The following is a 13,288-nucleotide window of genomic DNA, read 5'->3' as shown; positions in this document are numbered from 1 at the left end:
CGCGCTGAGCGCACCAGGTAATCAGCGGCGGCCAGCGGTCTGGTCATAGACGGCCGCCTCGCCGAGACCGGCCCGACAATCAGACCCACCTAAGCCACCCGGCGACATCACGAGTTCAACCACAGTAAGTCAATTGCGAGGTTGCGCCGGCATCTGCAGCGGGACACCGACTCGGTTGAAGGCGTTCATCAGAGCCACCTGGACGACCAGCGCGCCGAGTTCCTCGTCGGTCATGAGGTCGCGGACGCCGGCCCAGACCTCGTCGCTGACGCCGTGCGGGGTCAGCGTCGTTGCGGCCTCGGTGTACTCGAGCGCCGCCCGTTCCGCCGGGGTGAACAGCGCCGATTCGCGCCACGCGGACAGCTGGATGATGCGGTTCAGCGATTCGCCCTGCTCCAGCGCATCGTGACTGTGCAGGTCGATGCAGTGCACGCAGTGGTTGATCTGCGAAGTACGCAGCTTGACCAGCTCGCGGATGGTCGGATCGAGTGGCGAGGTGAGAATGGCCTGATCCGCGGCGTACAGCGCCTTGGCGGCCTTTGGGGCGGCCGTCCGCAGGTCGAGGCGGGGCTCACCGCTGTGCACGTGGGTGGTCATGATTTCTCCTTCAGGCGTGGATATCGCGTTGTCGAGCCAGGCGTGTGCTGGCGGGGGTCACGAGGACTGAGTGGCTGACCAGTCGTCGAAGGTGGTGCGCCCGATCCGGGCGACACCGAGCGGAACCAGCGAGTCCCGCACGATCGGTACGCCGAAGTAGCCGGCGCCGGCGTCCGGCTTGAGGGGGCGCTCATCACCTCGCGCGGCAAGCGCCGAACCGATGAAACGGGCGAACGCCGCGCGCTCCGGCCCCGCGACCTCGACCACGCCGTCGAGCGGGGCGGAGGTGGCTACGTCCACGAGCGCGGCGGCGACGTCGGCCGCAGCGACCGGCTGAAGGTCCGCGGTGGGTGGCACGATCACGTCGTCCTGGGCCATGCCGGCGCCCATGGCCGTCAGGTTCTCGAAGAACTGTGTCGCCCGCACGATGGTGAAAGGGGTGCCCGACTCGGCGACGAGCCTTTCCTGCGCGGCCTTGGCCTCAAGGTAGCCCGGGTGCGAGAGCCGGTCTACACCGACGATCGACAGCACCACATGGTGCCGCACCCCGGCTTCCCGCCCGGCGTTCAGCAGGGTGCGGGTGGAGGTGGTGAAGAAGTCGAGGATCGGCTCGGGTTCGAAGATCACTTTATTGGTCACGTCGACGACCACGTCCGCGCCCTTCAGCGCGTCGGCGACGCCGCGGCCACTGATCGTGTCCACGCCGGTTCCCGGCGCGGCCGGAACGACGTCGTGACCCAGCATCTGCAGCGACTCGACGACTTTCGACCCGATGAGTCCGGTTCCCCCGGCAACGACGATGCGCATGTCCCACTTCCGAATTCGGATAACCGTTGTCCGAGATTCTATTCGGACAACAGTTGTCCGAGTCAAGTAGGCTGGGCGAATGAAGATGTCAGGCGGGGTCGAGTGGGGCTTGCACTGTTGCGTCGTGCTCAGTGGGGCGGGCGCGCCAGTGACGGCGGCCAAGCTCGCCGAGCTGCACGACGTCTCGCAGAGCTATCTGGCCAAACAGCTGCAACTGTTGTCCCGCGCAGGCCTTGTGCGCTCGACGCTGGGCCAGTCCGGCGGCTATGTGCTGACTCGGGCTGCGAACGAGATCACGGTGCTGGACGTGGTCGAGGCGATCGACGGCGTCGAGCCGGCGTTCCGGTGTACAGAAGTGCGTCAGCGGGGCCCGATGGCCGTGCCGGCGGAGCGGTGTGACACTCCCTGCCCGATCGCCCGCACGATGGATTCCGCCGACCGCGTCTGGCGGGAGTCGCTACGCAGGGTCACCATTGCCGACCTGATCGCCGACGTCAACCGCACGACGCCACCTGAGATACTCGCGGGGGCCAGGGAGTGGCTGCGCGCCTGAGCAACGGCGACGAGCCGTACATGGCCGCGAACCCATCCGGCTCCGGCACTGCCAGCAGCGAGAGTGTGTCCCGTCAGTGGTGTATCTCGATCTTGTTTGCTTAACTCAACGTTACTCGCCGGAGCAAGCCAGGAGCCAGCGCTCGAGCAAGACCAGCCCGCGGTGAATCCCTACGACCTGGCCGAACACGAGACCACTCAGGACTCCCATGCTCGTGGCGGCCACCTATGCGGCCGGTACCCACAGACCGACGATGCGCGAGCGGAAAAGGCTGAACGCATGTAGGCCAGCAGTACGACGACGCCGACGACGTCCATCCTGCCTTCAACGCGTTGTTCGAACCGCCCTCCGGAGTGGCAGGGGCCTGAGCCCGACTACCTTAGTACTCCAGCCGTAGATCGTGATCTTGTGAGTGGGGGCGCCGCTGATATGGCGCGGCCACCATTGACCATCTCGACGAGACCGGCCGCGCCATCGGCGGCGTCCATCCCGCTCTGCCTACTTGAGTCCACCGAGACGAAGGGCATCCTCGATCTCGCTGAGTTTCGCGGACGGCAGGACACCCGCCTGCCCGATCAGGTCTTCCCTGGCCAGGGTGACCAGCCAAGTGCAAGGGATGAGGTCGGGACGTGGAAGTGCGACTCTCAGGACGCCTTCGAGAGGCAGTCCTTCGGGGGCACCTACCGCCACCTCAACGGCCACGCCGCTGAGATCGGTGCCCGCGGGAGCGACGATCTGCATCGCCAAGAAACCGGATGCCTCTTCTCCCGACAGCAGTACGACTGCCCGCTGCTCGTTGAAATCTGCCCACCAGACTTCGCCACGTCGCATATGTCCTCCTGATACGGGACGGCGCGCCTGCGTCGCCCCTTCGACCGCCGCCTACTCCAGGCACGGATCGTGATGTTGGCTGGTCAGGGCCTGTGAGAAGACGGCTGCGGCCACCGATGATCATCGTGAGCTGTGTGGACAAACGAAGATCATGCGGTGGCCGAAACTCACAGCGTAGACCCTGCCCGGTGGCAGGAGGCGTTCGAGGGTCTGATGGGCCGGATAGCGGCGAGGTTCGCGCGGGTCGAACCACGCCTGCGGGCGCGGGACTTCGTGCGCGGGCTGCTGGCCCCGGCGCCCCTGACCAAGCTGGTCCGCGTCGCCGGGTCAAGATGGCGGGTGGAGGAAACCTTCCAGACCGGAAAGGGCCTGGCTGGACTGGACGAGCACCAGGTTCGCCGCTTCACCTCCGGGTCCCGCTGGGTCACCCTGACCATGCTCGCTCACGCCTTCCTCGCCGTCGTCCGCGCCGACAAACACGCCCACCATCCCGCCCCGGACGAGCTGATCCCGCTCAGCTGCAACGAGATCCAGCGACTGTTCACGACGCTGATCGTCCGGCCCGTGCACGATGCAGCCCACCGGCTCCGCTGGTCCGCCTGGCGCCGCCGCCACCAGGCCCGAGCCCAGGCCAGCCATTACCGCTGACAAGCCGCGAATCAGACATGAAGATCACGATCTACGGCTGGAGTACTAAGCGGCATGGCACGGCTCAGTCTCTTGATCAGCCCTCGGGCATCACATCACGTGAGACCACGAGGCTAAGGACAGCTGGAAGCGGACTGGCCTGCACTTCGGCATAGCTGGCATCTTCCACCTTGACGTAGGTGGGCGAAGACAGGCCTATCCGGTTATAGGTCACGGTCAACACCTTTCCCCACCATTTGATGAATTTGATTTTGTAGCACCAACCGGCGTCCACCCGGACGACGTCCCAGTCCTGATTCGCGGGCGTGTGCGCACCCGGGCTGAGGTAATACAAGTCGCCTCCCGCGCACCCCGTGTTGGCGGTGCCGGTCGTACCGGAGTCGCACGTCCAGTTGTGCACTGCCGTGACGCCGTCATTGCTGGCGTTGCCGACCTCGGAACACGCGCTACCGCTGCAGTTGGGTCCGGCATAGGCCGCGCCGGTAGTCAACGTATTGGTGAGCGTTGTCGCAACGAGTGCGACAGAGGCGCCTGCGGCCAGCCTCGATGTCCACTTTTTTATGAAGGGTCCGATTCCGGAGAACCAGCCTGGCGCCGATCCCGGGAGAAACGCCATCAGATGCTGCCAGAGCAATGTCAGGCCATGACGAAAGGCGCAAGACTCCCGATTATGGAAGCAATCAGGCGCTTCCCAATTCGATTCCACCGTCCCGGCCGTCCCTGCCCCCTTGGTCGGCCCACCCCGCTCCGCGCACGGGCGGGCACCCGTCCCGCCCGGCGAAGTGATGGGGCAAATGGGGTACTGCCATGGAGTATCGACGACTTGGCACCACCGGTATGAAGGTCAGCAGGATCTGCCTGGGCATGATGAGCTACGGCGAACCGGCCAAGTGGGGCGGCTGGGTCTGGACGACTATGTGCTGGCCACCAAGGTCTACTTCCCGATGGGCGAGGGCAGGAACGACTACGGCCTGTCCCGCAAGCACGTCATGTCGGCCATCGACGCCTCTCTAGCCCGCCTCGGCACCGACTACGTCGACCTCCACCAGATCCACCGGTGGGACGACGAGACGCCGATCGAGGAGACCATGGAGGCCCTCCACGACATCGTCCGCGCCGGCAAGGCCCGCTACATCGGCGCCTCCAGCATGTAGGCGTGGCAGTTCGCCAAGGCCTGTTGAGTTGCCCATCCGATCAACGTGACTAGCGCGAACACGGTGCTCCCGGGCCTCGGCCCGGCCGACGATCAATCCCGGGCGGCGGCTCCACCGAGGTCAAGGTGGCCGACGTGAAGCTCATCGGCTTCCTCGTCGACGCGGGTCCCTATCCGACGTGCTCATCGAAGTCGGCCTTCATGGGGCGAGCGCGGCCGGACGATCTTCTTGCAGCCCATCGGGACGACAAGGCCGCGCACCTCGACCACCCCGGGAAATCATCACCATAAATCCATAAATGTCCCAAAAAGTGAGTATTAGTCAATGGATGCGTTGACTCGTGGTTGATTAGAGCTGAAACACATGGTCCCAGAGTGACTGTCTGTTCTCAGCCGTAGGCATGGTGCTACGGTATGTGCCGGTTCACGCTCTGCTGTGAGACGGCACCGCATGGCCGTCCCGTCTTACAGGGAGAACAGCAGGTTCGACGCGGCCTTGTCATGCTCTGCCGCCACCCCGAGGACGCTGATGTCAGTAGATGTACCCCACCGGGCACGGAGAAGGTTTTCACCGAGGGAACTGGTGGTCCTCGCCTTTCTCGGCACCATGATCATTACGGCCTGCGTGTGGTTGTGGGCGATGTCCGCCGCCCCTTATGAGGCCAGAGAGCTGATGGCGCTCGTCGGCGGGGTCTCGGCCGTACTCCTGGCCGGCGCCGTCGCGGCCGCTGTCCACTACTCCGGCACCGGTCGCCGGCTACGTGAGCGGGCCGAGTGGGCCGGCGCGCGGTTCACCTGGCTGGAGCGGGAAACGCTGCGAGTAGCCGAGGAGTCGCTGCCCTCGCTGGGACGTCAGGTGCGGGACGGCGCCTCGATCGCCGACGCACTCTCCCAGATACCGCAGCCTCCGGACGGCCCGCTGCGGCACCTGCTCGAAGCGGCCGGGCACGAGCTCGAACTGCTCGAACGGGAGCGCGCCGCCGCCCGGATGTCCCGCGATGCGACCGAGGGCGAGATCTCCCGGCTGATCGACGACGCGCTGCCGGAGCTGTTCCGGCGGATCCAGACGGACCGGATGTCGGTGAGCGCCGCACTGGCCGAGATACGCCAGCCGGGGCAGGAGCCGCTACGCGACCTGCTGCGCGAGACGGCGCGGCAGCTCTCCGAGAGCGAGCGCAGGGGCACCGCCGTGATGGCGGCGTGCGCCGGGGCCGCGGCCCGGGTGCAGGCACAGGCCACCAGCCTGCTCGCCCGGCTGCGCGAACTGGAGGAGCAGTACGGCGAGCATGAGGAGGTGTTCGCCGACCTGCTGGACCTGGACCACCGTGTCTCCCAGATGAGCCGGCTGGCGGACAACATCGCGTTGCTGAGCGGCGGCCGTTCCGGGCGGCGATGGACCCGGCCGATCGTCATGGAGAGCGTCCTGCGCGGCGCGATGGGCCGCATCAGCGCCTACCGGCGCATCCGGCTGCACTCCACCAGCACCGTCGCCGTCGCGGGGTACGCGGCCGAGGGCGTGATGCACGCGCTGGCCGAGGTTATGGACAACGCCGCCACGTTCTCGGCGCACGGCACCGAGGTCCACGTGTACGTGGACGAGGAGGACGCCGGCGTCGTGATCACGATCGAGGACAGCGGCCTGGGGATGCGCCCGCGCGAGCGGCAGCACGCCACCAGGCTCGTGTCCGAGCCGCTCGACCTGCGGACGCTGTCCGGTACCCGGCTGGGCCTGGCGGTCGTGGGACGCCTGGTCGACAAGTACGGCCTGACGGTCAGCTTCCGGTCGTCCGCCCGCGGTGGCACGGGGGTCGTGATGCTGATCCCGCGTCTGCTGATCACGCAGCCCCTGTCGGCCACCGTGCCGCCCGACGCCGAGGCGTCGGTCCGCCATCCCATGCAGCCCGCCATGCAGGCCGCCGTACAGGCACCGGCCGTACCCGCGCAGGAGGGGCCGGCCGACGAGTCCGAAGATCTGCTGCCCAGGCGGCGCCGGGGGCAGACGCTGGCCGAGGCGACCAGGGCGCGGCAGGCATCGCCGGCCAAGCCCCCGCGCGAGGGGCCTGACTCGGCTGCGAGGTTCGCCGCGTTCCGCCAAGCCGGCGGCCGTGGGCGTACTTCCTCTTCAGCCCCTCCCCCGGCCCCGGGCGACTCTTGACACGCGTCCGCCGACCACCGGACATTCTTGGATCCACAGATGAGGAGGCAGGGGGCGTCCCTCCCGCGCCGAAGGGGCACCCCGTCGTTTCTATGAGCACAACCGACGCTTCGCACACCACCGATCGTGACTTCGACTGGCTGCTGGAGAACCTCAAGGAGAAGACCCCGGGGATCAGGCATGTGCTGGTGCTGACCAGGGACGGCCTGAAGATGTCCTTCACCGCCGGCCTCGGCCTGGACGGGGCCGACCAGCTCTCCGCCCTGGCCGCCGGGATCCAGAGCCTCTCGCTGAGCGCCTCCGCCGAGTTCGGGGACGGCATCGGGGCGGGGCAGGCGATGGTGGAGTTCGCCGGCGGACTGCTGCTCATCGTGCCGGCCGGGGACGGCGCCCACCTGGCCGTGGTGGCCGAGGAGGACGGCGAAGTGGGGCTTATCGCGCACAACATGAACGAACTGGTGGAGCAGATCGGGGTGTACCTCACTGCGGCACCGCGGCAGACGGACAATAGCGACGACCGCCGATGACACGGCGAGCCATCGACCAAGAAGACCCTGACCGGCTCTACACCGTCACCGGTGGGCGTACCAGCGCCGATGAGAAGACCTTCGACTCCGTCTCCCTCATCGTCAGCGAATGCGCCCCCACCCCCGGTATGCAGTCCGAGCACATCAAGATCCTGCGGATGGCCCAGCGGCCGACGGCGGTGGTGGAGATCTCGGCGGAACTGCGACTGCCGGTCAGCGTGGTGAAGATCCTGCTGTGCGACCTGCTGGACACCGGTCGCATCACCGTCCGTCATCCGTCGATCGCCGCACAGGCCGGACGACCGGATCCCGAAATCCTGAGGCAGGTGCTCGTTGCGCTCCACAACCTCTGACCAGATGGCGGCCACCACGCGAACGCCGCTACGCACGACCGCCGCGGACGCCCTGAAAATCGTGATCGTCGGAGGGTTCGGGGCGGGAAAGACGACCATGGTCGGCTCGGTGAGCGAGATCCGCCCGCTGAGCACCGAGGAGGTCATGACCCAGGCGAGCGTGGGCATCGACGACGCCAGCCGGGTACGGACCAAGACGACCACCACGGTGGCCTTCGACTTCGGCCGGATCACGCTGAACGCGAGCAAGGTGCTCTACCTGTTCGGCGCGCCCGGTCAGCAGCGGTTCTGGTACGTGTGGGACCAGTTGTTCGCCGGCAGCCTGGGCGCGGTCGTCCTGGTGGACGCCCGCCGTCTGGAGGATTCCTGGTACTCCATCGACCGGCTGGAGCACCACCAGACCCCGTTCGTCGTCGCGGTCAACCGCTTCACCGACGGGCCCACCCTGGATTCGGTGCGCGAGGCGCTGGCGCTGTCGCCCGAGGTCCCACTCGTCGACTGCGACGCGAGAGAGCGGTCCTCATCCAAGCACGTGCTGATCACGCTCATCGAGCACCTCACCCGCACCTACGACCAGTTGCCCGCCCGAGAGAGCACGCCGTGACGAACTCCCCTCCCCTGCCCGACTCCACAGACCCGTCCGCCGTCTCGCCCGCATCGCAGTATCCCGAGCGGAGACGGGAGCCGCTGGAGGGATACGCCGACCACGCCGATGCCGTACGACTGCACGCGTCACTGATCGGCGACGACCCGACCGCGCTGTTCCAGGAGATGCGCCGCGAGCACGGCCCCGTCGTCCCCGTTCTCCTCGACGGCATGCCCGTCTGGTACGTGATCGGTTATCGCGAGCTGCACCATGTCACCAGCCAGCCGCAGTTGTTCAGCCGCGACCCCAGGCGCTGGAACCTGCAGGACCACCTCCCCCCTGACTGGCCGGCGCGCCCGTACGTGACATGGCAACCGTCCGTGATGTTCACCGAGGGGGCCGAGCACCAGCGGCGGATCGGCGCCATCAGCGACGCGCTGGACAGCGTCGACCGCACCGAGCTCGCCCTGATCAGCGAGCAGATCGCCGACCACGCGATCGACGAGTTCTCCGGGGACGGCCAGACCGACCTGATCTCCCGGTACGCCGACCGGATTCCGGCTCAGGTCATCACCCGGCTGTTCGGGCTGGCGGAGACCGACCTGCCGGAGCTGGTCGAGGACGTCAACCACGTGCTGAGCGGGAGCGAGGAGGCCCCCTCGGCGATTCCCCGGATGCTGGACAAGGTGAGCCGGCTCATCGCCGACAAGCGCGCCCTGCCGGGCCACGACCTCACCTCGCACATGCTGGCACACCCCGCGCGGCTCACCGACGAGGAGTTCATCCAGGACCTGATCATGACGTTGATCTCCTCCCATGACAACTGCTCCAACTGGATCGGCAGCACCCTGCGGCTGATGCTGATGGACGACCACTTCTCGATGAGCCTGCAAGGCGGCCGCAGCAGCGTCGGCGAGGCGCTGAACGATGTGCTGTGGAAGGACCCGCCCACGCCGAACATGCCCACACGCTGGGCCGTGCAGAACTGCGAGCTGGCCGGGCGGCACATCCGCCGGGGCGACATGCTGGTGCTCGGTGTCGCCGCGGCCAACGCCGATCCGCAGGTGCAACCGGCCGCCCATGCCGGCTCCGGCGCCAACCGGGCGCACCTCGCCTTCGGCCACGGCGAGTACGGTTGCCCCTTCCCCGCGCCCGAGCTCGGCGGGATCATCGCCAAGACGTCCGTGGAGGTCCTCCTCGACCGGCTGCCCGACGTCTACCTCGCCGTGAAACCTGACGCGCTGCGCTGGCGCCCTTCGCTGTGGGTTCGCAGCCTGGAGGCCCTGCCCGTACGGTTCAGCCCGACCGTGCCGACCGGCCAGGCCCCGTCGAACACCTGGAACGCCCCCAGGTGAGGTCAGGCCGGAGCGGAGTCCGGCGCCCGATGCGCGGCGAAGCCCGTGGCGGACAGGGAGAGCAGATGCTCGAGCCACCGCTGCCGCGCTGACGGTGAGTTGGGGTGAATAGGGTGCTGCCATGGAATACAGACGACTTGGCACCACCGGGATGAAGGTCAGCAGGATCTGCCTCGGCATGATGAGCTACGGCGAACCGGCCAAGTGGGGCGGCTGGGTCCTGGACGAGGAGCAGGCCGAGCCCATCGTGCGCAAGGCGGCCGAGGGCGGCGTGACCTTCTTCGACACCGCCGACGTCTACTCGGGAGGCGTCAGCGAGGAGGTCACCGGGCGGCTGCTGCGCAAGATCTTCCCCCGGCGCGACGACTACGTGCTGGCCACCAAGGTCTACTTCCCGATGGGCGAGGGCAGGAACGACTACGGCCTGTCCCGCAAGCACGTCATGTCGGCCATCGACGCCTCTCTAGCCCGCCTCGGCACCGACTACGTCGACCTCTACCAGATCCACCGGTGGGACGACGAGACGCCGATCGAGGAGACCATGGAGGCGCTCAACGACATCGTCCGGGCCGGCAAGGCCCGCTACATCGGCGCCTCCAGCATGTGGGCGTGGCAGTTCGCCAAGGCCCAGCACGCCGCCGACAGGCACGGCTGGACCCGGTTCGTCTCGATGCAGAACCACTACAACCTGCTGCACCGCGAGGAGGAGCGGGAGATGATCCCGCAGTGCCTCGACCAGGGGGTGGGGCTCATCCCGTGGAGCCCGCTCGCGCGCGGCCTGCTCGCCCGCGCGGGCAAGCCGGCCGACACCGTCCGGCAGGTCGGCGACGGCGCCAGGCAGGAGCAGCTGTACGGCGGGCACGCCGACGAGGCGATCCTGGAGCGGGTGGCCCGCACCGCCGAGGAGCGGGGCGTCTCCCCCGCGACCCTCTCCCTGGCGTGGTTGCTCAGCCGCCCGGCTGTGACCGCGCCGATCGTCGGGGCGACCAAGGAGCACCACGTGGACGACGCGCTCGCCGCGGTCGAGCTGAAGCTCAGCGAGAAGGAGATCGCCTTCCTCGAGGAGCCGTACCAGGCCCGGCCGCAGCAGTTCTGATCGAGAGGCCCCACGCCCGCCGGGCCCGGGAAGGGCTCGGCGGGCGAGGTCCCACGGCGGGCAGTCAGGGCGGGAACGTCAGGGCGGGGACGTCAGCCGTCGGTGGTGCGGCGGCGCCGGGCGCGGCGCGGGTAGGCCTTCGCCGTCTCCGCCAGCCGCGCCGCGTGCTCGGCCTGCTTGCGCCAGTGCCCGTAGGCGTCGCCGCGCTGCGCGAGCCGGTCCAGCTCACGCATCGTGGCCAGCGGGATGAACGCGGGCTCGGCGTCCCGCCACGGCGTGCCGGGCAGCGGCATGAACGTGTGGGTGTGGATGCGCGCCCCGAGATCCGCGAGGTCCGCGGCGAGCCGCAGGGACGCGTCCTGGTCCTCGGATGACTCGCCGGGCAGTCCGAAGATGAAGTCGACGTTCGGGCGGAAGCCGTGTTCCACGGCGATCCGCACGGCGTCGCGCACCGGTGCGCTGCCGTGGCCGCGACCGGCCGCGGCCAGCACGCGGTCGGAGCCCGACTGCGCGCCGATGATGATGTTGTCGTTCGCCACGTGACGCTTGAGGAGCCGCATCGCCTCCGGCGTCACGTGCTCGGGACGGATCTCCGAGGGGAAACTGCCGAAGAACACCCGCCCGTTCGCCGGCAGTTCCTCTTTCACGCCCGCCAGCAGCTCCTCCACGGCGTCCAGCGCCGGCTCCGGCCCCTGCGTGCCGTACGAGAGGGAGGTGGGGGTGATGAAACGGACGTCGCGCAGGCCGTGGGCGGCCATCCGGCGGACGTGCTCGCGCACGCTGTCCACGCTGCGGTGCCGGAATCTGCCGCCGAACATGAAGGGCGTCTGGCAGAAGCGGCACGTGTAGGCGCAGCCCCTCGTGATCTCGATGGGCCCGAAGTGGCGGCGCCGGTCGGGGAAGGACGGGAAGACGTCCAGCGGCAACTGCGGGGCCGGTGGCGTGCGCAGCGCCATGCCGTCGCCGTCGCGCACCGCCAGCCCGGGGACGGTGGTGAGCGGCCGGTCCGCGCGCAGCGCCTCGACCAGGGCGACGATCGTCGGCTCCCCCTCGCCGATCGCGGCGAGGTCCCAGCCGGCGTCGATGACCTGCTGCGGCTCGGCGGTGGCGTGCACGCCGCCGGCGATGTGCAGGACGCGGGGGTCGTCGGCCAGGGCCCGTACGGTGGCCAGCTCGGCGGCCATCGCCTCGGCGTCCGGCGAGTAGAACGACCAGAGGACCAGGACACGGTCCGCGGGGCTGGCCGCGATGTGCTCCGCGGTTTCCTCGGGGGTGGTCCCGAGCCGCAGATCGCACTCGGCCTTCGCGGTCTCGAGCGCGCCGAGCAGCGCGTTCACGCCGTACGTCACGGCCTTGCGATAGCGGACAACCACGGACACTTCCACGCTCACCCTGGCAGGGTAGTGCCATCGCCTTCCTCTCCCGCACCGCCGATCGGTGATCGAGGTGCCGCACATCGGCCGGGCGTCTTCCGAGCCGGCGGACGACCGGGGCGGCGGCAAGCGGCCGTCGTCGATGGCCGTGAGCGTTCACAGTGCGTCTTCCGATCGGCTCTCCTCTCCATCGGGTGGTTGGAGGTGGTGTGGGGCGGAGCCAATACGAGGCGGAGAACCCTTGTCAAGGGCCTTGATTTGCGTTCGCGTCGCTGTCAGGGGTCTGGGTGGGGCCTGACTGGGCGTTATCGCGACGACCCACGAGACCGGCGAGAGGCTTATGTTGAAACTTTCATTACCTCTCTCCCGCCATGCCTAAGGTCACCGAAACTTTCGGACCGCAGATGCCGCCTACTTAACCGATTTTGCACACACACCTTGGCCAGGTAGCCCGAAAGTTTCCGTAGAAGCCTTGACAAGTTTCGGGGAGGTTTCCACACTGATCCTCCGAGGCGGTCCCCCGCTCCGGGTGGTGGTGCACGTGCAGGGGGCCGCCGATCACGACGCCCTGGTGGTGTGCGTCCTCAAGCGACGAGGCGCGGCGTCGTTCTCACGGGAACTTGCACGTTCCCCCTTGGTGATTCAGTTATGGAGGCTCAGACATGGGCGAAAACGTCATGTCCCCGCCCGGAACCCGGATGCGCCGGGCTCTGGTCGCCGGCGCTCTCGGCGTACTCACCGCGGCCACCGCGGTGGTGGCGGTGACGGTCCCCGCCGACGCCGCGGCGAGCACGCTCGGCGCAGCTGCCGCTCAGACCGGCCGCTACTTCGGCACCGCCATCGCCAGCGGCAAACTCGGCGACGGGAACTACACCGGCATCGCGAGCCGTGAGTTCAACATGGTGACGGCCGAGAACGAAATGAAGATCGACGCCACCGAGCCGAACCAGAACCAGTTCAACTTCACCAACGCCGACCGGATCTACAACTGGGCGGTGCAGAACGGTAAGCAAGTGCGCGGGCACACGCTGGCCTGGTACTCCCAGCAGCCCGGCTGGATGCAGTCCCTGTCGGGCAGCGCGCTGCGCCAGGCGATGATCAACCACATCAACGGCGTGATGGCCCACTACAAGGGCAAGATCCCCTACTGGGACGTCGTCAACGAGGCCTTCGACGACAGCACCGGCGGCCGGCGCGACTCCAACCTGCAGCGCACCGGCAACGACTGGATCGAGGTCGCCTTCCGCACCGCGC

Annotated in this window: 13 protein-coding genes and 2 pseudogenes; 10 read left to right on the top strand and 5 right to left on the bottom strand. The window is 68.2% G+C overall.

Annotated elements, in window-relative coordinates; genetic code table 11:
- Positions 1 to 129 precede the first annotated feature (129 nt).
- Both FH610_RS42145 and FH610_RS42140 read right to left on the bottom strand, forming a co-directional pair.
- On the bottom strand, positions 130 to 597 hold the full coding sequence (locus FH610_RS42145) for a carboxymuconolactone decarboxylase family protein (protein WP_139580849.1): 468 nt from the start codon (positions 595 to 597) through the stop codon (positions 130 to 132).
- Positions 598 to 654: 57 nt separating this feature from the next.
- The gene (locus tag FH610_RS42140) at positions 655 to 1,404 is read right to left on the bottom strand and encodes an SDR family oxidoreductase (RefSeq protein WP_139580848.1); all 750 of its coding nucleotides are present in this window, start codon (positions 1,402 to 1,404) and stop codon (positions 655 to 657) included.
- 79 nt (positions 1,405 to 1,483) lie between these two features.
- On the opposite strand from FH610_RS42140, the gene FH610_RS42135 reads away from it, so the two are divergent.
- A complete protein-coding gene (locus FH610_RS42135) occupies positions 1,484 to 1,957 on the top strand; it encodes an RrF2 family transcriptional regulator (RefSeq protein ID WP_139580847.1) in 474 nt (157 codons plus the stop codon).
- 498 nt (positions 1,958 to 2,455) lie between these two features.
- Here FH610_RS42135 and FH610_RS42130 read toward each other — a convergent pair whose 3' ends face one another.
- The gene (locus FH610_RS42130; protein ID WP_139580846.1) at positions 2,456 to 2,788 is read right to left on the bottom strand and encodes a type II toxin-antitoxin system PemK/MazF family toxin; all 333 of its coding nucleotides are present in this window, start codon (positions 2,786 to 2,788) and stop codon (positions 2,456 to 2,458) included.
- A gap of 288 nt (positions 2,789 to 3,076) precedes the next feature.
- Between FH610_RS42130 and FH610_RS42125 the strand changes: the two are divergent.
- Positions 3,077 to 3,436, top strand: a pseudogene (locus FH610_RS42125) (IS701 family transposase); the annotation flags it as partial.
- 76 nt (positions 3,437 to 3,512) lie between these two features.
- Here FH610_RS42125 and FH610_RS42120 read toward each other — a convergent pair.
- Complete coding sequence (locus FH610_RS42120) at positions 3,513 to 4,142, bottom strand: hypothetical protein (protein WP_139580845.1); 630 nt, start codon at positions 4,140 to 4,142, stop codon at positions 3,513 to 3,515.
- Positions 4,143 to 4,243: 101 nt separating this feature from the next.
- Here FH610_RS42120 and FH610_RS42115 point away from each other — a divergent pair.
- The 7 genes and pseudogenes from FH610_RS42115 to FH610_RS42085 all read left to right on the top strand — a co-directional run.
- Positions 4,244 to 4,587 (top strand): annotated as a pseudogene (locus FH610_RS42115) (aldo/keto reductase); the annotation flags it as partial.
- 585 nt (positions 4,588 to 5,172) lie between these two features.
- Positions 5,173 to 6,744, top strand: a complete 1,572-nt coding sequence (locus FH610_RS42110; RefSeq protein WP_240809523.1) for a sensor histidine kinase — start codon at positions 5,173 to 5,175, stop codon at positions 6,742 to 6,744.
- 92 nt (positions 6,745 to 6,836) lie between these two features.
- Positions 6,837 to 7,271: a roadblock/LC7 domain-containing protein gene (locus FH610_RS42105; protein ID WP_139580843.1), complete on the top strand. Its 435-nt coding sequence runs from the start codon at positions 6,837 to 6,839 to the stop codon at positions 7,269 to 7,271.
- Positions 7,268 to 7,624, top strand: coding sequence for a DUF742 domain-containing protein (locus tag FH610_RS42100; RefSeq protein ID WP_117409594.1), 357 nt, complete (start codon positions 7,268 to 7,270; stop codon positions 7,622 to 7,624). The genes FH610_RS42105 and FH610_RS42100 overlap by 4 nt, the downstream gene beginning before the upstream one ends.
- Positions 7,625 to 7,628: 4 nt before the next feature.
- Positions 7,629 to 8,228: a GTP-binding protein gene (locus FH610_RS42095; protein ID WP_205826454.1), complete on the top strand. Its 600-nt coding sequence runs from the start codon at positions 7,629 to 7,631 to the stop codon at positions 8,226 to 8,228.
- Positions 8,225 to 9,565 (top strand): cytochrome P450, encoded by a 1,341-nt coding sequence (locus FH610_RS42090; protein ID WP_240809522.1) that lies wholly within the window; start codon positions 8,225 to 8,227, stop codon positions 9,563 to 9,565. The genes FH610_RS42095 and FH610_RS42090 overlap by 4 nt, the downstream gene beginning before the upstream one ends.
- Before the next feature lie 121 nt (positions 9,566 to 9,686).
- The gene (locus tag FH610_RS42085) at positions 9,687 to 10,661 is read left to right on the top strand and encodes an aldo/keto reductase (RefSeq protein WP_139580841.1); all 975 of its coding nucleotides are present in this window, start codon (positions 9,687 to 9,689) and stop codon (positions 10,659 to 10,661) included.
- Between the two features lie 92 nt (positions 10,662 to 10,753).
- Here FH610_RS42085 and FH610_RS42080 read toward each other — a convergent pair whose 3' ends face one another.
- Positions 10,754 to 12,052 carry a TIGR04013 family B12-binding domain/radical SAM domain-containing protein gene (locus tag FH610_RS42080; RefSeq protein ID WP_240809521.1) on the bottom strand — a complete coding sequence of 433 codons (1,299 nt, stop codon included), beginning with the start codon at positions 12,050 to 12,052 and terminating at the stop codon, positions 10,754 to 10,756.
- 644 nt (positions 12,053 to 12,696) lie between these two features.
- Here FH610_RS42080 and FH610_RS42075 point away from each other — a divergent pair.
- On the top strand, positions 12,697 to 13,288 hold a 592-nt coding region (locus FH610_RS42075), incomplete at its 3' end, for an endo-1,4-beta-xylanase (RefSeq protein ID WP_139580839.1).

The sequence above is a fragment of the Microbispora catharanthi genome, from assembly GCF_006334915.2.
In the GTDB taxonomy this organism is placed as follows: domain Bacteria; phylum Actinomycetota; class Actinomycetes; order Streptosporangiales; family Streptosporangiaceae; genus Microbispora; species Microbispora catharanthi.
The sequence above is the reverse complement of the archived record's forward strand: the minus strand, read 5'-3'. Positions and strand labels throughout refer to the sequence as shown.